This is a genomic window from Sorangium sp. So ce128, assembly GCF_051525245.1.
Lineage (GTDB): Bacteria > Myxococcota_A > Polyangia > Polyangiales > Polyangiaceae > Sorangium > Sorangium cellulosum_B.
On sequence record NZ_CP150313.1, the window covers coordinates 9,570,990 to 9,590,005 of the forward strand.

At 70.2% G+C, this 19,016-nt stretch carries 15 protein-coding genes; 10 read left to right on the forward strand and 5 right to left on the reverse strand.

Annotated elements, in window-relative coordinates:
* Positions 1-281: 281 nt before the first annotated feature.
* The 8 genes from WME82_RS36425 to WME82_RS36460 all read left to right on the forward strand — a co-directional run bounded on the left by WME82_RS36425 (position 282) and on the right by WME82_RS36460 (position 11,774).
* Positions 282-1,691: a hypothetical protein gene (locus WME82_RS36425; protein WP_438039076.1), complete on the forward strand. Its 1,410-nt coding sequence runs from the start codon at positions 282-284 to the stop codon at positions 1,689-1,691.
* Complete coding sequence (locus tag WME82_RS36430; RefSeq protein WP_438039077.1) at positions 1,688-3,889, forward strand: hypothetical protein; 2,202 nt, start codon at positions 1,688-1,690, stop codon at positions 3,887-3,889. Before WME82_RS36425 ends, WME82_RS36430 begins: the two co-directional genes overlap by 4 nt.
* Positions 3,886-4,944 carry a hypothetical protein gene (locus tag WME82_RS36435; RefSeq protein WP_438039078.1) on the forward strand — a complete coding sequence of 353 codons (1,059 nt, stop codon included), beginning with the start codon at positions 3,886-3,888 and terminating at the stop codon, positions 4,942-4,944. The genes WME82_RS36430 and WME82_RS36435 overlap by 4 nt, the downstream gene beginning before the upstream one ends.
* A gap of 394 nt (positions 4,945-5,338) precedes the next feature.
* Entirely contained in the window at positions 5,339-6,376 is a 1,038-nt protein-coding gene (locus WME82_RS36440; RefSeq protein ID WP_438039079.1) for a hypothetical protein, read from the forward strand.
* A gap of 30 nt (positions 6,377-6,406) precedes the next feature.
* Positions 6,407-7,477 (forward strand): hypothetical protein, encoded by a 1,071-nt coding sequence (locus WME82_RS36445; protein ID WP_438039080.1) that lies wholly within the window; start codon positions 6,407-6,409, stop codon positions 7,475-7,477.
* 621 nt (positions 7,478-8,098) lie between these two features.
* Positions 8,099-8,578, forward strand: coding sequence for a hypothetical protein (locus WME82_RS36450; protein ID WP_438039081.1), 480 nt, complete (start codon positions 8,099-8,101; stop codon positions 8,576-8,578).
* An 844-nt stretch (positions 8,579-9,422) separates the two neighbouring features.
* Entirely contained in the window at positions 9,423-9,950 is a 528-nt protein-coding gene (locus WME82_RS36455) for a hypothetical protein (protein ID WP_438039082.1), read from the forward strand.
* A 201-nt stretch (positions 9,951-10,151) separates the two neighbouring features.
* Positions 10,152-11,774 carry a tyrosine-type recombinase/integrase gene (locus WME82_RS36460; protein ID WP_438039083.1) on the forward strand — a complete coding sequence of 541 codons (1,623 nt, stop codon included), beginning with the start codon at positions 10,152-10,154 and terminating at the stop codon, positions 11,772-11,774.
* Between the two features lie 9 nt (positions 11,775-11,783).
* On the opposite strand, the gene WME82_RS36465 is transcribed toward WME82_RS36460, so the two are convergent.
* Positions 11,784-13,514 carry a hypothetical protein gene (locus WME82_RS36465; RefSeq protein ID WP_438039084.1) on the reverse strand — a complete coding sequence of 577 codons (1,731 nt, stop codon included), beginning with the start codon at positions 13,512-13,514 and terminating at the stop codon, positions 11,784-11,786.
* 203 nt (positions 13,515-13,717) lie between these two features.
* The gene (locus WME82_RS36470) at positions 13,718-14,506 is read right to left on the reverse strand and encodes a penicillin-insensitive murein endopeptidase (protein ID WP_438039085.1); all 789 of its coding nucleotides are present in this window, start codon (positions 14,504-14,506) and stop codon (positions 13,718-13,720) included.
* Between the two features lie 224 nt (positions 14,507-14,730).
* Between WME82_RS36470 and WME82_RS36475 the strand changes: the two genes are divergently transcribed.
* Positions 14,731-15,588: a CvfB family protein gene (locus WME82_RS36475; protein ID WP_438039086.1), complete on the forward strand. Its 858-nt coding sequence runs from the start codon at positions 14,731-14,733 to the stop codon at positions 15,586-15,588.
* A gap of 84 nt (positions 15,589-15,672) precedes the next feature.
* On the opposite strand, the gene WME82_RS36480 is transcribed toward WME82_RS36475, so the two are convergent.
* The 3 genes from WME82_RS36480 to WME82_RS36490 all read right to left on the reverse strand — a co-directional run bounded on the left by WME82_RS36480 (position 15,673) and on the right by WME82_RS36490 (position 18,410).
* A complete protein-coding gene (locus WME82_RS36480; RefSeq protein ID WP_438039087.1) occupies positions 15,673-16,905 on the reverse strand; it encodes a formylglycine-generating enzyme family protein in 1,233 nt (410 codons plus the stop codon).
* A gap of 145 nt (positions 16,906-17,050) precedes the next feature.
* Positions 17,051-17,518: a Dps family protein gene (locus WME82_RS36485; protein ID WP_157907930.1), complete on the reverse strand. Its 468-nt coding sequence runs from the start codon at positions 17,516-17,518 to the stop codon at positions 17,051-17,053.
* Between the two features lie 295 nt (positions 17,519-17,813).
* On the reverse strand, positions 17,814-18,410 hold the full coding sequence (locus tag WME82_RS36490) for a YqgE/AlgH family protein (protein WP_437852396.1): 597 nt from the start codon (positions 18,408-18,410) through the stop codon (positions 17,814-17,816).
* A gap of 162 nt (positions 18,411-18,572) precedes the next feature.
* Between WME82_RS36490 and WME82_RS36495 the strand changes: the two genes are divergently transcribed.
* A complete protein-coding gene (locus WME82_RS36495; protein WP_012239418.1) occupies positions 18,573-18,983 on the forward strand; it encodes a 6-pyruvoyl trahydropterin synthase family protein in 411 nt (136 codons plus the stop codon).
* Positions 18,984-19,016: the final 33 nt, after the last annotated feature.

Below are 19,016 nucleotides of genomic sequence, written 5' to 3' on the forward strand. Positions count from 1 at the left end.
CGGCCTCCGCCTCGACCTCGCGGCCGGTCCGCAGGCCGTGGCGTCACGCACCCCCAAGCACACCTCTTCGGTTCCGCGACTGTCCGCGCATTGAGGACGGACAACCTGGCGCTCGGGGCGCGATCCAGGGCCGAGCAATGTCCTAGCGCTCTGGTGGGGACGCTTGCTTCTGGAAAACGTGCGGGCGAGCGTGCGCGAGCGAGAAAAATCGCGGGGTGGAGGCAATGAGCATGGGCGAAAGATCCAGACCGAGGCGACGGAGGACGATCCTTGCGGTCGCTGTGGCCGCCCTGGCGTTCGGCGCCGCGGGGGCAGGTTGTTTGTGGAAGTTCGGGGACGACACGTTCGGGAGCTTCTGCGCAGCCTCGGTGGGCGGCGAGGAGCACTGCGTGGGCGAGAATCAGGGGCCAGGCGCCGCGTGGGCCCAGGCGGAGAAGGACGGCGCTCTGCCCATCGAGGTGTGGGCCACCTGGCCGAACAACAAGACGCCGGAGGAGATCGTCGCGAGCGAGACCTCGCTCGGCGTCTGGTTCGGCCACATCGACGAGGCGATCGCGTACGTGCGCGACGACGCGAGGAACGCCGAGTCCCTGCGGGCGACGCTCGCGGGCAAGCTCGCGCGGCTGCTCGACGAGGCGAGGGACCGCCAGAGGGTGCTGCTCGCGGAGGCACCGGTCGACGCGGCCGGCAACTTCAGGGCGGCGATGCTCGACAAGGCCAGCGCCGAGAGGGAGCCGCTCGCCGCCACGCTCGCGGCCGACAGGCAGGCGATGGCGGCCGTGCAGGTGATCTTCGACCAGGCCCGGGACGAGGCCGCCCCGCTGCGATCGAAATACGCGGGCGTCGCGGCGCGCTTCGCCGCGTACCGCGCGACCGAGGCGGCGGAGACGGCGGCGTACGCTGAGCTCTCGGCGCAGGCGTCGCGGTCGGACATCGACGGCCTCGACGGCGTGGAGCAGGCCGTGCTCGCGGCGGCGCGCGAGGCGAGCCGCGCGCCCGGCGAGCTCACCGCGGATATCCTGGGGTGGTCGGCGACGCTCCAGGTCTTCGCGGCCTCCTTCGATGAGGCGATGGCGCCGCACAGGGAGCTGCTCGCCACGCACGGCGCCGTGCTGCCGGACATGACGTCGGGCGCGCTGCGCTCGCTGAACGCGATGCTGGGTTACGTGAAGGGTCGCGTCGCCCGGAGCGACGCGACCGCGGCGGCGCTGCTCGGCGGCATCGCGCTGCGCCGGCAGGCGCTCCGCGTGCTGCAGATGGACGAGGGGGCGCGCGAGGCCGTCGCAGGGGCGCGGGCGCGCAAGGCGTCGGACGCCTTCGAGCAGCGTGCGCGCGCGCAGGTCACGGCGCTGTCGGCGGCGCCACCGGTGAGCGAGAAGCTCGGGCTGCCGCTCTTGGCCGAGCGGTGCGGCGAGCTCCTGGCGCTGGCGCAGCTGCGACCGCTCTGCGAGGCGGCGGGGTCGTCCTGGCGCGAGGCCGGGTGCGCGGAGCTTCGAGGAAGGTTCGACGCCGCGGAGGCCGAGCTCAGGACGGGGGTGCCGCAGAAGATCGCGGCGGGTCTCGCGGCGCTGCGGGAGAAGGGCATGGCCGCGGCGGAGCTCGACGCGGCTCAGACGAGGCTCGACGCGGGGGACGTGAAGGGCGCCGCGATCGCGTATGACGCCGCCGTGCGCGGCGCGGAGGGGACATGAGAGGCTCCAAGGACGTTGCGCGGCGCGGCTGGAGTGTCGTGGCGCTGCAGAAGCTCGTCGCGCTGATCACTGCGGTGGCGGTGGTAGCGCCCTCGTTCGCGTGGGCCGGCACGCCGTACAGGCTGGACTGGGAGCGCACGGAGCTCAGCTCCTCGTGCGAAGGGGCATTCCTCGTCGGACACAACTTCTTCAGCGTAAACGACACGCCGCTGACCACGTACGAGGTCCCCGGCGCGCTGCTGGATCTCCCCGACGGAACGCAGACGAACAGGGCGGAGACGGAGTTCGACTCGGTGCTGCTCCAGATGGGAGCGAACGACTTCCACTTCCATGTCAAGAACTCCGCCGGCGAGGACTGGTGCACCGAGTCGCACGAGGTGGTGCACCTCGTCTCGAAGCCGCTCGGGCTGAACAAGCCGCTCTTCGACATCCAGCGCCGCGGGGAGAAGTTCTCCGGCGACACGACGCTCGACCTGAGCCTCGTGGAGATCAACCCGGCGCTGGCGCGCGACATCGAGATCCTGCTGGCCGAGATCGCCAAGGAGCGCGCGGCGCTCGTGGCGAACGCACGGGCGGTGGGCCTGCTCGCGGAGAAAATGGACCTGCTCCAGCAGCTCGACACCGAGCTCAAGGACCTTGTCAGCCGGCCGCTGGACGAGATCTCGCGGACCGACCTCGAGGCGATCCTGGACCGGTACGAGGACGCGGTCGCGCCGGAGACGCGCGCGGCGATGGAGCAGCTCGTCGACGACCTGAAGCGGAGCGTCAGCGATCTCGAGGACGAGCTCGCGCGGCTGATGGACGAGTTCGGCGCACAGGCCGACGAGGTGGCGGACCTGGCGACGGAAGACGCGCGCGCCGAGGGGTGGGACCCGGACGATCCGCAGGCGTACGCGCTCGGGGAGAGCGAGGTGCCGTGGGTCGAGGTGCCGGACATCGCGGAGGTGGACGGCGCGTTCGAGGAGGGGCGGGATCCCTACGCGGCGTACGCCGACGCGGTGCTCGCGGCGCTGGAGGCGGACGTCAGCGGCCGGGTGGTGGTCTTTCGGGCGGACTTCGTGGCGAACGTGCGGGCGTGGCGGGCCAACAGCGGAGCGCTGGAGATCGCGCTGCGCGACCGGATGGGCGTGTCGCTGACGGAGACCAACGCGTTCCTGAAGGCGCAGAACCGGATCACCGGGTTCGTACGGCAGTTCATGGATGCGTCGGACTGGTTCGAGGATTCGCCGGTGCCGGCGGACCTGCGGGCGCAGGTGGACACGGTGCTGAAGCCGCGGTTCGATGCGCTCGCGGACCAGATGAAGGACAACCTCAACCTGTGGACGGGGGACGGGCTCGACCTGGAGCAGACGGAGCTCTACCAGACGATCAGCGCGTTCGCAGGGGCGATGTCGACGGTCGCCGAGGGGTTCGAGGCGTACGCGGAGGTGATGCAGACGCTGGTGCACGCGACGACGCGCATTGGGGTCGGGTTCGTGCCGGTGGTGGGGCCGGCACTCGACCTGTGTGAGGCGGTCACCGGGAAGGCGTGGTGCCTGCCGTCGGGGGAGGAGCTGAGCGACGAGGAGCGGATCTTCTCGGGGATGGGGTTCGGGCTCGGGGCGGTCGGGCCGATGTGGCGCGCGGTCAAGATCAGCGGCGGGCTGCGACCGGCCGCGATCCGGGTGGCGGGGGAGATCGCCGAGATCGAGGAGGTGTTCGCCAAGATCGTGAAGACGAACCGCGTCAGGGGGTACAAGACGCTCACCGGGGCGATCACGAAGTTCGAGGTGGACATCTTCGAGAAGAAGGCGGCCAAGTTCCTGGTGGACGACGGAAGATCGCTCATCGGGGTTGGCGACGACGGCGTGCGCACGGTGCTCGACATTCCGAGAGAATCGAGCGCTGGCGGTAGCGAGGGTGCAGCGCCTGACTTCTTGTCGATATCCAGCGGACACAAGCTGATCGTGAGCGAGGCCAAGGGCGGCGCAAAAATCCCCTTCTTCAAGGTGCGCGATCAGCTTTTGAACGCGATGGAGGCGTTGAAGAAGAGGAGGCTCGATGGAGACGTGGCGCGGGTCGAGATCATCATCGAGCAGGGAGCGAAGTTCGATCCGGAGAAGTTCATCGTCAAGGATGGCTACCTATTCGATTGGGACGCTGGCAAGACCGTTACCCTCGAGGGCTTCAACAAACCCATCATGGTGATCCGGCTATGAGCTATTCAGGACCTCAATTCGTCGCCTGGTGCGACGAGCCAGAACGGATCGATGCGTTCGAGGCGGCGCTGTCCGCGCTGGTCATCCCGGGGTATATGTTCAGCCTGGGCATGAGCGCGAGCCTAACCTGCCGAACGTGCTCCATCGACGAGGTGCTCGCCATGGTGCGCGCTCACTTCGGAGGTTTGAAGAGCGCTCACGTGGGCTCCAGCGTGAGGCCGAACGGTTCCAAGCGCGTCATGAGGTTCGACCTCGCGTGCTACCCCGAAGAAAGTGAGCGTGGCCATCCTTACGGCCCCCTCAGGGTGGATGCGGGCGAACGCAAGAAGGATTTTTACCCCTACGAACTCGCGGTGAGCAGGGGCCCCCGCTCCGTGGAGGCCGAGGCCGCAGCCGCCTGCCACGTGGTTCAAGGTGACGTCGAAGACCTCCTGCTCCGCCTCTGCGCGCCGGACGCGAGCGGGCGCGTGCCGACCGGAGCCTGCACGGGCGAGGAGGACTGGATCGCCCCGGTCGCGATGTCCGCGACCTACAACGCGAACGCCGCGGAGCTCGCGCGCGACCTCGCCCTCTCGTGGGTGAGCCTCCACGACAAGGAGAGCGTCTCGCGCATCGCGGGCACGCCGCTTTCGGCGCTCCGCGCGCGGGTGGACGCCGCGCCGCACGGCGCGCGTGTGGCCCTGAAAGGCACGAGCGAGCTCACGCGTTCGCTCTCGCGCGAGACCGTGCTCGAGGCCATCGCGATGCCACCAGCCACACTGCTCGAGGCGCTCGAGGCCGCGGCGGTGCCCGACGACGCGTGGCGCGCGGCCGAGCCGGAGGCGCGCGAGCTCCTGGAGCTACGCCGTCAGCTCGAGAACGAAGCCGCGGGGGAGGTCCCACCCGCCTTCTGGGTCGACGTCACGACCCGCGGGCACACCCGCTTCCTGGAAGAGCACGCCCCCTTCCACGTCCGCCGCCTCCCGAGCGGCGGCGTGCTGCTGACCACCCACCCCTACCGCACGCTCTGGCCGCTCTGGTCTGACGCGCTCTCCGTGCTCGGCCTCATGTCGTGAAATCGAGCCAAGCAAGACGCCTCGGGATGCCGTGACGCTATGGGCCACGATCGAGCCCGGGGATTGACGGGCGGGTCAGGCGGTCAAGAGGGCCGCGATGGCGGCTGACCTGGTTCTGTGAGAAAGGGAAACCAATGGTCCGTCAGCAAGGTGCAAATGATGTAGCCATTCCGCTCAGGGCGGAGGGCATCGCGTCGTGAGCCGTGCGAGCAGCTATCGTACGCTGAGGGAGGAGCCCCTTCGCTTGTACGCGGCGTGCGATGAGGAACGCAGGGTCGACGCGTTTGCGGCTGCTCTGTCCGCCCTCGTCATGCCGGGGTGGTTCGTCCGGCTCTCGATCCATCCGCTCGCCGGTCCCGATAGGTCTTACGCCGCACTTCCCGTCGAGAAAGCCGTGGCAGTGGCTCGCTCGGCCTTCGGCACAGGTGTGCGCATCGGAGCGAGCTTCTGGACCATGACGAGCTTCGGCCACGGCACCCCGCTCACCATCGGTTGCGCCGACGAAAAGCACGAGCGCCGGTCCCCGGACGGTCCTCTGAGCGCATCGAGCGGCGAACATCACGATCTGCTCCCGCACAGCATCGACGTGGCTGTCGGCGCCCGCTCCGTCGAGGTCGAAGCCGCGGTCATGTCGGTGCATGTTCAGCAGGACATCAACGATTTCTTGGTCCGTGTCTGCGCGAGCGAACACGTGACGACCGGCGGGTGCTCAGACCTCAATGCCTGGGGTCCACCGATCGAGCTCGCCGCGACATACCACGCGGACTCCTTCGTCGCGCGCGATCTCGCCCTCTCGTGGGTGCACGTCCACGAGGGCTACAAGGTGGCGCGGGCCGCAGGCAACTCGCTCGATGCGCTTCGAGCGCGTATAGAGGCCGCGCCGCGCGGGACGCGGATCGCGGTCGCGCGCACCGTCGCGCGCGCGCGCAAGCACGCCGAGCTGGAGCATTCCGCAGAGAGCGAGAGGATGGGGCTGCTCGTGCGCGATGAACCCGATCCGCGCGCGCGCTGGAGGAAGAGCATCGAGCTCACAGAGAGGGAGGACGCGCTGCGCGCGCGCGGCGAGGTTCTGCCGGTCGGCACGCGCATCGCGCTCGCCGGCGACGCCGAGCTGACGCGCGAGCAAGTCCTTGCAGCGCTCTCCACGCGGCCGGCCACGCTGCTTGAAGCACTCGAAGCCTCCGCTGTGCCGGACGACGCATGGCGCGCGCTCGAGCCGATCGCGCTCGAGACCATTGAGGCAGCGAAGGAGGGGGCGCCCACCGAGCACGTGACCGTGAATACGGGCGCGCACACTCGATTCATCGAGCATCACGCCCCCTTCCACGTGCGCCGGCTGCCGAGGGGCGGCGTGGTGCTGGCCACGCACCCGTACCGCACGCTTTGGCCGCTCTGGGCCGATGCGCTCCTCGCGCTCGGCCTGATGTCCTGACGCAGGCTACACCATGAGGATGATCGAGCGATGAGAGAAGGTCCGTTTTTCTTCGCCTGGTGTGACGAGGCCCAGAGGGTCGATGCGTTTGGCGCGGCGCTGTCGGCCCTCATCAAGGAGCCACAGTACAGCATGCGCGCGATCATGGACCACGACACGGAATGCAACACGATCTCCGTGGACGAGGTGGTCGCGATGCTCCGAGCCCACTTCGGACGCACCGACGCGGAGACCTACTTCGTCGCATCGTTGAGCCAGGAGCACTTCGTCCATTGCATCCTCCGCTGCTTCACCGACAGGAGCGAGCGCCTCGATCCGAAGGGCCCCATCCACATGCACGCCCGCGAAATCGAGGACTTTTCCCCCATGCACATGGACCTCGCCTTGGACCGCGGCCCGCGCTCCGTGCAGGCCGAGGCCGTGCTCGCGTGGCACATGGCGCTGAAAGACATCGAGGACGTCCTGCTCCGCCTCTGTGCGCCGGACGCGAGCGGGCGCATCCCGACCGGCGGCTGCACGACGGCGCGGACCTGGCTCGCACCGATCGCCCTGTGCGCGACGTACAATGCGGACGCTCGCGACATCGCGCGCGATCTCGCCCTGTCGTGGCTGTGCCTCCACTACAAGGAGAGGGTGTCGCGCATCGCGGGCCTATCGCTGGAAGCGCTCCGCGCGCGGGTGGAAGCCGCGCCGCCTGGCGCGTGTGTCGCGCTACGGCATGCCGGCGCGCATTCGAGCTCGCTCTCCCGTGAAGCCGTCCTCAAGGCGCTGGAAACTCCGCCTTCCGCCTTGATCGAGGCGCTCGAAGCGGCGGCGGAGGCGCCCGACGGCGCGTGGCGCGCCGCAGAGCCGCGCGGGCGCGAGATCTACGAGCGGACGCTCCCATTCAGGGGGCGCGACGAGCAGGGCACGGAGACGGGCAACGGCTCGCCCCTCTCGCAGGTCGAGATCACCATCGCTCACTTCGAGTTCCTGGTCCACCACGCCCGGTTCTACGTCCGGCGCCTGCCGAGCGGCGGCGTGGTGCTCGCGACCCACCCGTACCGCACGCTCTGGCCGCTCTGGTCCGACGCCCTCTTCGCGCTCGGCCTGATGCCCTAACGATCCCGCTCAGCCGCCGCGGCGTGCCCGCCTCGCTCGAGCGCATCGACTTGGTCGCCGAGATCGCCGGCCGGCGCTTCAAGGAGCGACTCGCCTGCCCCTGCGATCCGAACAGCGAGACGACGTTCTCGTGGGACGGCAAGGACGCCTCCGGGCGCCCCCTCGAAGGCCCGCAGCCGGTGACGGTGCGGGTCGGCTACGTCTACCGGGGTGGGGCTTCGGAGGCGACGGCGGACCGGCCGAACCCTCTCGCCCGGTGCGCGTGGGTCGCGTTCTGCGCGGTGTGCCTACCTTGGGGCCCCCCTCGTGTCACCTCCGCGCGCGTCGCTGAGGGGGCGCGCAGAACTACCAAATCGCGCCCTTTGTTTTCCCCGTTTTTCGGCCCCTCAGCGGCGCTTCCAAAAACACCTAACCCCGCGACATCGCTCGATGTTCTTTCCGGGCGCGTACACCGGTAGTTCGCGTCGAACTACCGGGAGCGCAGAACTACCGTTTCGGGCACCTTCCGGCGGCGTCGGTCACGGTTGCTCCCGAACACAAAACGGACGGAGGTACGGAATGGCATCCGCGGCTCTCGCGCGTGTATCGGCACAACTTGTTCATCGTCAGGCTGACAACGGCATGCGCGCGATGGAGAGGACGATCCTGGAGGCGCCCGTCCGAGGATCGCACGGCCCCAGGGGGAGCACGCCCACGGCCACCGCCACCGCGACGTTAGCGATCCCTCTGGACGGGCTCATGGTCACGGCGCCGCAGCCGGAGATGCTCTCGCAGAAGAACGTCGAGTCGGTCACCGGGATCCCGGCACGCGTCTTCCTCGACACGATCCGCGCGCCGGGTTTCCCCCTGCGGGTCACGAAGCTCGGCAAGCTGCGCCTGGTCCCGCGCGAGGCGTTCGTCGCCTACCTCCAGGCGCTGGCCGGTGACCCAGCGTCGCGCCGTGACGCAGACGGGGATGAGCAAACGCGCGTTGCCGCCGTGCTGGCGGCTGCTGGCCTGGAGCCCATCCCGTGCGCACGCACCGGCCGAGCGGTCGCGCCTCCGCACGGCGCAGGCGGTGGCAGGCTGCGGCGGACGCGTAGTGGGCATGTCCGGCGTTGAAAATGCCGCGCGAGCCCGTCATCGGCCCCCCAGGAAACCGGAGACGACCCATGATTCATCTCGCCCAGCGAAGGCGGGCGCGTGCCAAGCGCTCGCCTTCGCTCCCTGCCGCGTCCCTCCCCGCGCCGTCGTCCGCCGAACCGGCGGGCGCGCTCGAGCCGCTGCGGCGGGGGCCCGTCGTCGCGCTGGGAGACAGCTGCACCCGACGCGGCCTCGCCGAGCCGGCGAGCTTGGCGGAATGCCGGAAGCCAGACGCTCGCGCCGCCCGCAAACCAACGACAGTGATGCGCACCAACGGCGTGGGCTCCGTCCGGCTGCGCGGGAACACCTGGACCGCCAGCCTGCCCGTGTACTGGACCGAGGACGAAACCAACGCGCGGCTGGAGGTGCTCGCCGAGCGCGCCGGGCGCTTGGAGGCCGCCCGAGCTCGTCGCCGACGAGGAGCGCCCCACGACGGACACCGCACGGAATTGACGAAGTTCCGTTGGCAGCGTGTGCCGATCGGCGATGGCGATGACGCGATGCCGCCGATGCCCCTTACCGCCACGGCACGGCCGCACCCGCGATCGCAGCCGGTCTCAGCGCACGCCGCGGAGCGACCTCCCCGGGCGGTGCCGGCGGGTCGCTCCGAGATACCAAATGACGCCCTTCGCTTCCCCTATCTTCCGGCCGCTCTTCAGCACCTTCCAGAACACCTAACCTCGCGACACGACGCGGTGTTTTCTTAAACGCGCACAGGGGTATCTCGCAGTGAGATACCGTCGGCTCCGAGATACCTTTTCGGGCACCTTCTGGCGGCGTCGGTCACGGTTGCGCACGAACCCAACACAGATGGAGGTACAGCATGACACGAGCGGCTCTCGCCCGTCGTTCGGCACCGCTTGCTCTTCGTCAGGCCGGCAGCGGCGTGCGCGCCAGCTACAGAGAGAGCCCGGAGCTTTCCCCCGGCGGATGGTCCAGCCCGAAGGTGATCGACCAGACAGCGACGGCGACGGCAACCGCAACGCTCGCGATCCCCCTGGATGGGCTGACGATTACGGCACCGCCGCCGGAGATGCTCTCGCAGAAGAACGTCGAGTCGGTGACCGGCATCCCCGCGCGCGTCTTCCTCGACACGATCCGCTCGCCCGGCTTTCCCCTGCTGATCACGAAACTCGGCAAGTTGCGCTTGGTCCAGCGTGAGGCGTTCGTGGCCTACCTCCGGGCGCTGGCCAGTGAGCCGGCCTTGCGTCGCACGACAGAGGCGGATGAGCGCACGCGGGTTGCCGCCGTGCTGGCCTCCGCCGGTCTCGAATCTGTCCCATGCCCGCGCACCGACCGGGCGGGCGCTCCTCCCGCAGCAACAAGCCGTGCTAGGCTGCCGCCGAAGTAGAGCGGGCCCGCTCGGCGCGACCAACGCCGGGCGGGCCCTTGATCGACCCCCGCGTTCACCGGAGACCGACCCATGACCGACGTAGCCCAGCGACGGGTGCGTGCCAAGCGCTCGGCGTCGTCCCCCGCCTCATCCCTCCCTGCACCGGCATCGACTGATCGGCGTCTGCGTTCGAGCCGCTCTGCCGGACGTGCCACTCCGGTGGCGGAAGCAGCGGCGGCCGCCGCAGACTCGCCGGGCTCGGCGAGCACGACGGAGCACCCGAAGCTGGCGACTCGCGCGCCCGGCAGGCCCGCAGGAGACAAGCGCGCCAACGGCTCCGGATCCGTCCGGCTGCGCGGGAAGACGTGGACTGCGCGCCTCAGCCTTGGCGAGGCCGGTCGATCCACGTTCAGCTTGCCGACCTGCCGGACCGAGCAGGAAGCCAACGCGCGCCTGGAGGTGCTGTCCGAGCTCGCCGGGCGTCTGCTTGCGGCCGGCCAGATCGTGCTCGGCTTGCCGCTGCTGGAGCGGGCTGCTGCGCGCGAGGGCAGCGCGCTCCGCGACGTCCGGCTTGCCATCGAGCAGCTCTGCAGGGGCGAAGCGCGTGCTCGCGCGTCCGGGGAAACAACCTTCGCTGAGTTCGCCGAGTTGGTTGTTTCTGGAAGGCTCGCCGAGCAATATCCACTGCATGTGAAAGCGCTTCGCCATCCGGAGCAATACCGGCATAAGCTCAATCATGTTCTAGGGGTACTCGGCCCCGTTCCTCTCTCTCGTTTGACGCTCGATCATGCGGATCGAGCGATCTCCATGCTACCAGGACATCTTGAGGACTCCTCGCGCCAAGGAGTCGCAAAGGTCATTCATCGAATACTCGCGCTCGCGACCTATCCGGCGCGCATCATCGCCAGCAATCCGCTGCCGCGTGGATGGATCCCCAAGGCGGAGGACAATAAGGCCAAAGGCTCCCTCTACCCCGACGAGGATAGGCGCCTCATGGCGGCGGTGAATATTCCGCTGTCCTATCGGATCTATTATGGCTTCCTGATTCGCGAGGGAATGCGGGCGGACGAGGCCGGAAGGCTGGAGCCGTCCGACCTCGATCTCGAGCGCGGCGCCGTGGTGCTCGACGAGAACAAGACAGATGACCCACGCGCCTGGGCACTCTCACCCGACGTCGTGCGCGCGCTTCGGACCTATTTCGCTGTATGTCCCCCGAAGGAGCGTGTCTTCATTGGGCCGAGCGGGCCCCTACCGGGGCGCAGTGGGGCGCACAACTTTCGAAATCACCTGCGCCGTGCTGGCATCGATCGGCCCGAGTTGTTCGAGACCACGCAGTCAAGGCTGAATATACGCTTGCACGACACCCGCGCGACCTTCATCACGATCAAGCTCGCGAACGGCCGCACGGAGACGTGGATCTCCGATCGGACCGGGCATAAGTCGAGCCGTCAGATTCACCACTACAAGCGCGCGGCGCGCAAGGTCGCTGAGCTCGGCTTAGGGGACTTCGCTCCTCTGGACGAGGCGATCCCCGAGCTGAACGGCAGGGGCGGCCGTTTAGGTGGAAGTGATCCCATGTCCGCGGGCCCGGAGGCGGGCTCGCCGTCGCCGAGCAACGGCGCGTCCCTTGTCCGCGCGCTGCACCACCGAGCGCCGGCCGCGGTCGATAACCACGCCGGCCAGTCCGCAGCGGGCGCCCCGGTGGCGGCAGGCGGCCCGTTGGGCCCGCGTTGGGCCACGCAGGCGAGCGACCCGGCCGCGAATCAGACAGAACAGATTGAAATCATTGACATTTCATCCGCCTCCGCCGCGTCGTCGCAGAAATCCTGGCGGGATTTCTGACACGCGGCGCTAGCCGAGCGCCCGCGAGGCGGCCGCGGGGCGGAGGCCCTCGATCAGGGCCGCGCGATAGCGGTGTCGCGCCGCGGAGAGGCGCAGCGCCTCGCCCTCGTCCGCGAGCGACGCCGCGGCCATCGCGGCGTGACCCAGACGCAGGAGCGTGTAGGCGAGGAGATACGCCGGCAGGCGCCGCTCCGGATCATCGCCGGAGCGGCGCCGGTACCGCTCCAGGAAGGCGCGCCGGGCGCCTCGCGGCATCCGCCACTCGACGATGGCGCCGGCGAGATCCCAGGCGATGTCCGTGGGGCCAGGGAGGAAGTGATCGTCGCCGTGCCCGCAAGCGTCCACCTTGACCAGCTCGCCCGCGGCGGACCTGCGCCACTCGTGGGGATCCATCCTGCCATCGACGATCACCGGACGCGCGAGCTCTAGGTGGAGCTCACCCGGGAGCTCCCTCCGCATCTCCAGCGAGAAATTGGTGCGCGCCATCGCAATGAGCTCGTCGGCCGCAGGGCCCGGCACAGGGAAGGCCGAGGCGCGAAAGGCGCAGTAGTCGGCGAGGCGCTCGAGCTCCGCTGCGGACAGGTCATCGGCCTGGAGCGGGCGGCCAGGGAGCCATGGATACGAGCAGAATCCCTGGCCCTCGTCGCACGGCTCCGGCCCAAAGCCGGCCCGGAAGACGCCTTGAGCCCGCTCCAGACACTCCGCCCCGTAGCGGCCCATCCCTTCGAACTTGAGGATCCGGCGTTCGTCCCGGGAAAGGTATTTGAGGCGCTCCATGGACGTCCAGGAGGGCGGCCAGCGCGATTCGTCCTCATAGCAGCGGCGGCGCCACGCCCCGGCGCCGATGGGCTCGCCCGCGTCGCCGGGCAGCTGCGCCCCGCCCTCGGCGCGCTCCGAGCGGAAGGACCGCCAGCGGCGCGCGCCGTCAGGCGCGACGAGCGCGTCGGGATCGGGCGCGCGGGAGCCGAGGAAAACGATGCTGGCGCGCGGGACGCCCGCGCGGACCAGGGCGTCTCCGGCGGCGAGGAACGAGGAGCCGCTGAGGCCCGGCCCCTCGTCGACGACCCAGAACCGCGCTCCCTCGGCGATGCCGTCCTCGACCCAGCGGATCTGCCCGGCGTCGAGCTCGACGCGGCGGTCGTAGGGGTGACCTGATGGGCGCACGGTGATGCGGCCGGCCCGGATCCCCTGCCCGCGGAGCGCCGCGGCCGTCACCGCGCTCAGCGTCGTGCCGATGCTGCGGATACCGACGACCCGGACCGGCGCCGGCGGGGACGCGAGCCGCTCGGCCAGCCGGGCGAAATCGAGCGGGTGGAGCGCGTAGAACGAGAACCCCTCGGGCGGCGACGTCGAGACGATCGCCGGGACCTCGACGGCCGTGAGGGCCTCGGGCGTGGCCAGACGTCTGGCCGTCCGTGGCCAGACGTCTTGCTGTCCGTGGCCAGATGTTCGGCCGCCCGCGAGCGCGCCCGCGCCGTCACCGCCGATCAGCGCGGCGGCGAGATCGTCGGTGAGCTGCGCCAGCGCCAAGGCGCTCGCCGCGCCGGCGTCGGCGAGGATGGACTCGAGCTCGCCAGCGCGGATCAAGGCGCGGAGCACGACGTCGCGAGGGCGCTCCGCGCCTCCGGGGCCGGCGATCGCCCGGAGGTCGCCCGCGAGCTCGTCGACGAGCCGCCGCCCCGGGACGTCGCGGCGGCCGCTGCGGAACACGTACATGCGGTATCCGGAGCTGTCGTCCATGGCGGGCTCCACGCCTCACCGCTGCGCGACGCGCGACCCGCGCCGCTCGCGGGCCTTCCCAGCGGTAACGTCATGGAATCGGCTCGTCAAGCCATCGGCCTCGTGCGTGGAAGGGAGCGACCGGCCTGACTAGGTCGTGGCGGGGGGCGGGCAGAAAGAGCAGCGCGAGCGGCTCCGGCGCCCATCGCCGTCGATAACTTCGCTCAGCGCGGGCCGCCGGCCGCGAGCGCAAAATCGATGTGCACGTGCTCGTCGTGCCGCCACCACACCGGGCCGCGGGGAATCGCCCCTGCGAGCGAGTCCAGCTTGCGGCCTGCGGGGCTCGCGAGCAGCAGCGGCACGTACTCCGGCGCGAGGATGATCCGCTGGATCCGGAGCTTCCTTGGCCTGGCCTTCTCGTCCAGCGCCGACAGGAGCCGCGCGAGATCGTCGAAATCGATCGTCAGCTCGCCCCACCGGCCCTGTGCGTCGAACTCGAGGCCATAACCGAGCTTGTTCCAGGGATAGGTCGACACATCCGCGGGCCGCCCCGCGCCGTCGCGCAGCGGGACGAAGATATCGACGCTGAGCCCGTTCTGGTGCGTGCGGTGCGGCCAGAACGGGCCGCCATCGCGGTGGCCCGTCTCCCCCACGACGAAGCGCCGCCCTGGCCTGGCGGCCGCGCACGCGGCGAACGCCTCTTCCAGCGCGTCGCGAACCGCGCCGTGCACGTACTGGCGCCCGAGGCTGGCGCCCAGGTAGGAGTAGGTCACATGGCCGGGCCCCGAGGGGCGGAGCGGGTGCCCGTGCAGCAGCCGGCCGCGCGCGGGACTGCCAGCGCTCTCGGACGGCGCCGCGCCGTCGAGCCAGACGCGGCCGTGCGCCACGACGAGGGGCGCGACGAGCAGGAGACCGGCGGCGACCGCGAGTCGCTTCCACGCCCGACGGGACGCGCTCGTCGCTCGCGGAGCCACAGCGGGCGGCGCGCCCCGAAGGACCTGGAGGAGCTTCACCCCGGCCGGCCTCCTGGAAGATCGATCACGTCGTTCAAGCGAGAAACGAACCACCAAGCGCGCCAAGAGGAGTTCTAACTTCTGGCGTTCTGGTGCCTCGGCAGCTCACCATTCGGCGTCTTTCAGGCAGTTTCAACCGATTTGTGGGATCGGGAGGTCATCGCGCCCCAAAGAGACGCGACCGACCGACCGCGCGCCCCCGCCCTGTGCAAGACTGCGCGCCGATGCCGTACGACCATCTCCTCGGGCGCGTGGTGACCCTGCCGGTGCGGCGGTTCGGCCCGCCGGGCGCCTTCCTTTCGGCCGATCCAGAAGACCTTCGCCCGGACGCGCCGGTGCTCCTCTTGCCGCGCAGCGAGGTGCCCGAGGGCGCCAGGGAGGGGGACGAGCTCGAGGTCTTCGTGTACCTCGACTCGGAGGATCGCCCCATCGCCACCACACGCCGGCCGAAGGTCATGCTGGGCGAGGTCGCCTTCCTGGCGGTCACCGACGTCGCGCCCTTCGGCGCCTTCGTCGACTGGGGCCTGCCCAAGGAGCTGCTCGTCCCCTGCGCGGAGCAGACCCGCGACCCGCTGGTCGGCCAGCGGCACCCGGTGGGGCTGCTCGTGGATAGGACCGGCCGCCTCGCGGGGACGATGCGCGTGAGCGAGATGCTGCGCGACCAGGGCGAGTTCGATCTCGACGAGTGGGTCGAGGGTGAGGCGTGGCGCAACGAGCCGGGGATCGGCCTCTTCGTCATCGTCGAGCGCAGGTTCGTCGGCCTGCTCCCCGCCGACGAGCCGCACGCGCTCTCCCGCGGCCAGGCGGCGCGGTTCCGCGTGACGAGCGTGCTGCCCGACGGGAGGATCGAGCTCTCGCTCCGCGGTCACGCGCACGAGGAGGTCGAGAGCGACGCGCAGGAGATCCTCGCGCGGCTCTCGCGCCCGGGCGCGCCGAGGGTCGGCGATCGCTCGAGCCCGGAGGAGATCCGGGCGCTCTTCGGCCTGAGCAAGAAGGCGTTCAAGCGGGCCGTGGGCCGCCTGCTGAAGGAGCGCGCCGTGGCGATCGACGGCGAGGGGTTCCTCGTCAAGAACGCGCGCTGAGCCGGGCGGAACGGGCGGAGCGGGCGGAACGATACGAGGCGCCCCGCGGCGGACGCCGTGTGCGGAGCGTCGTGCGGGCGACGGCTACCTGTCCCTCGCGCACCGGGCGCCAAGGCCGTAGTAGCGCTCGGCGGGTTTGCCGGGGAGGCGATGGGATGTCGTGAGGTTCTCGATATCGTCGTCGAAGCATCCGCCGCGCATGACGCGCTCGGAGCCGGCGGTCAGGTTCGCGCAGTTGTCGCAGAGGTCGCAGCGCTGCGATGAGATCGTGTACTCGTCGCTGTACCCGTCCAGCGTCCACTCCCACAGGCTCCCTGCCAGGTCCGCCTGCCCCCACTTTCCATCCCCGGAGGTCGCCTCGTCACCGCTCGATCTGGACCCGACTGGCAGGAGATCGGCGATCGTGCAGGGGCGGCCCGACGCTTCCGTGTACCCGTAGCAGCCGAAGACCGCACGGTCCTCGTCGGCCGTATCGCCCCACGGATAGCTTCGCTCCTCGTCGCCGCCCACCGCCGCGTAGCTCCACTCGGCCTCTGTCGGCAGTCGCCCGCCATCCCACGCACAGAAGGCCATCGCCTCGTGCCAGGTGATGCAGTTCATGGGGCGGCGTTCGTCCTCGTCCGATTCAACCGTGTCGCTCCACGTCGAGCAGCGCGCCCCGATAGCGCTGCACGTGTCGCGATCGGGAGGGGTGCACTTCCTCAGCTCCACCATCAGCGTCTCCGTGTCCGGCTGGAGGAACTGCACGAAGCTGTCCTTCCACCCGCTGTCAGGCAGCGCCGGGTGCTTTCCGGCGCCATCCTCGGGAGGGCTCTCCCGCGTTCCTTTCCCCGCCTCGACGAACTCGCGGAACCGGCCAACCGTGATCTCGTAGGTATCCAGCCAGAAGTCGTTCACGATCGCCCGCCTCTGCTCGGCGGAGCCCGTCGCGTCTTCATAGCTCCTCGTGTACGCGCCGCCGTCCACCGGCCTGCTGTCGCAGCAGCTGATCCCGTCCGGTCCGCACCGCGTCGCCAGGGTCAGGCAGCTCGGGGCCATCGACGAGATGGGGCCGCCCCCTGCGCCCGCGCCGCTGCCGCCGTCGCCGTTCAGCCCGCATCCCCCCGCCTCACCGCCGCTCCCGGCCGCCACGCCCTCTCCGCCGCTCCCGGACGCGGCACCCTCACCGCTGCTCCCGGCCGCCGCGCCCTCACCGCTGCTCCCGGACGCCGCGCCGCCGCCGCTCCCGGACGCCGCGCCCTCACCGCCGCCGGGCTTGTACCGCTCCCAGTCCGCGCCGATGAGGTCCGAGCATCCGGCGGCGACGAGCGCTCCCACCCCGCCGATCCAACCAGCTTTCGCCCAGGTTCCACCCATGACCCGACAGCGTCACCCCCTTCGATCACCGCTGTCAAGCCGCTCCCGGCCGGCCGGCTGCATCGAGGGCTCCCCTCTCCGCAGCTCGGCGGCCGCGACGCGAGGGCTACTCGAGCAGGCTGCGCAGCATCCAGGCGGTCTTCTCGTGGACCTGCAGGCGCTGGGTGATCAGATCGCAGGTGGGCTGATCGTTGGCGTTCTCGGCCACGGGGAAGAGCTCACGCGCCGTGCGCGCGACCGTCTCGTGGCCCTCGACGAGGCGCTTGATCATGTCCGTGGCCTTGGGAACGCCGTCGTCCTCCTTGATGGTCGAGAGCGCGACGAACTGCTTGTAGGTCCCCGGCGCGGGGAGGCCGAGGGCCCGGATGCGCTCGGCGACCAGGTCCACGGCGAGCGCCAGCTCGTTGTACTGCTGTTCGAACATGAGGTGGAGCGTCTGGAACATGGGCCCCGTGACGTTCCAGTGGAAGTTGTGGGTCTTCAGATAGAGCGTGTACGTGTCAGCGAGGACGCGCCCCAGCCCCGCGCCGATCAGCTCGCGGTTCTTGGCGTCGATTCCGATATTGATCTCCATCATGTCTCCTCTCGTAGTTCGTGTGCCCTTCGTTCGATGGGCCGAACCGGCGCCGGGAGCGCCCTCCGCGCGGCGCCCTCCGAACCCGCTCGTGTCGGACCGCCAACGTTCGTCCTCGCGACCGCCGCGTCAATCGGTTCGTCCCCTGCTCTCTTCCCATAGGAGGACGCCAGCGGGGCAGACCCGCACAGGAGACGGGCCCAGATCGGCGTTTTCGGCGCACAGGCGTACTCTTGTACGCCGAGCACCGAAAACGTCGATGTGGGCCCGTATCCGAAGCGGGTCTGCCCCCCACCTAGGCTTCGCCGATGCTGCGCATCGACATCACATCGATCGGGCGCAGGCCGAGCAGCGCATACGATTGCTCCCAGCGCTGGTCCGCCGCCACGTCGAACAGGATCCGCTCGTCGAGCGCCACGGGCAGCCACGCGCCCGCGGCGATCTCTCGCTCGAGCTGCCCGGGTCCCCAGCCGCTGTAACCGAGGAGCACCGTCCTGCGCCGCGGGTCGGCGGCGGCCGTGCCGCGCACCGCGTCGGCCGCGAGCGTGTCGAACGCGCTGCGGGACGACGTGACCCGCACCCGGGAGCCCACCGGGATCACGCCCGTCTCCTCGGCCCCGAGCGCCGGATCGAGGCACAGGATCCACCCCGAGCTCGGCTGGACCGGCCCGCCGAGGTAAACCGGCGCCGGGTCCTTCAGGTCGTTGCCATAACCCGCGAACGACAGGAGCTCCCCCAGCGTCATCGGCGCCGGCCTGTTCACCACGAACCCCAGCGCCCCGCCCTCGCTGTGCACCGCGAGGAGCACGACCGTCCGGTCGAAGTTCGGATCACCGAGCGGCGGCGACGCGATGAGGAACCCTGGGGCCAGCACGCTCGCTTCGCTGTTCATCGGCGATCCTCCCTCGCAACGGTCAACCGGTCACTGCGTCCCGCACGAACCCGTCCGCCGCGGCGGGGGCTGGACGGGGAGTCGCCCCCACCTTACTCCCGTGTGCCGTGACAGGCGATTGGGATCTCCCTCCAGCGCCGGCGAGGCGGGTATAGTGGCGCCATGTACACCGTCGGCGTCCGCGATCACATCATGGTGGCCCACAGCCTCAAGGGCGTGCAGTTCGGCCCTGCGCAGCGCCTGCACGGCGCGACGTACACGGTCAGCGTGGAGGTGGAGCGCGAGGAGCTCTCGCCCCTCGGCCAGGTGGTCGAGACGAGCGCGCTGCGGGACAGCCTGCGCGCCGTGCTCGCCGAGATCGACTACCGGAACCTCGACGAGCACCCGGCGTTCGAGGGCAAGCGCTCGACGCCGGAGCTCATCGCGCGCTACATCCACCGCGAGCTCGGCCGCAAGCTCCCGGTGAGCGCCGGCAGCGCCCTCACGATCACGCTGAACGAGTCCCCCCTCGTCTGGGTGCGCTACCGCGCGCCGCTCCGGGGCGCCTCGGTCATGCCGACCGAGCTGGCCTGAGCGCCGGCCGTCTCCGCTTGGCACGCGGCCCTG

Excerpts from the sequence above, each read along its gene's own strand:
- WME82_RS36430 (WP_438039077.1), top strand. The coding sequence starts at position 1,688 with ATGAGAGGCTCCAAGGACGTTGCGCGGCGCGGCTGGAGTGTCGTGGCG.
- WME82_RS36435 (WP_438039078.1), top strand. The coding sequence starts at position 3,886 with ATGAGCTATTCAGGACCTCAATTCGTCGCCTGGTGCGACGAGCCAGAA.
- WME82_RS36445 (WP_438039080.1), top strand. The coding sequence starts at position 6,407 with ATGAGAGAAGGTCCGTTTTTCTTCGCCTGGTGTGACGAGGCCCAGAGG.
- WME82_RS36450 (WP_438039081.1), top strand. The coding sequence starts at position 8,099 with ATGCGCGCGATGGAGAGGACGATCCTGGAGGCGCCCGTCCGAGGATCG.
- WME82_RS36455 (WP_438039082.1), top strand. The coding sequence starts at position 9,423 with ATGACACGAGCGGCTCTCGCCCGTCGTTCGGCACCGCTTGCTCTTCGT.
- WME82_RS36465 (WP_438039084.1), bottom strand. The coding sequence starts at position 13,514 with ATGGACGACAGCTCCGGATACCGCATGTACGTGTTCCGCAGCGGCCGC.
- WME82_RS36475 (WP_438039086.1), top strand. The coding sequence starts at position 14,731 with ATGCCGTACGACCATCTCCTCGGGCGCGTGGTGACCCTGCCGGTGCGG.
- WME82_RS36485 (WP_157907930.1), bottom strand. The coding sequence starts at position 17,518 with ATGGAGATCAATATCGGAATCGACGCCAAGAACCGCGAGCTGATCGGC.
- WME82_RS36490 (WP_437852396.1), bottom strand. The coding sequence starts at position 18,410 with ATGAACAGCGAAGCGAGCGTGCTGGCCCCAGGGTTCCTCATCGCGTCG.
- WME82_RS36495 (WP_012239418.1), top strand. The coding sequence starts at position 18,573 with ATGTACACCGTCGGCGTCCGCGATCACATCATGGTGGCCCACAGCCTC.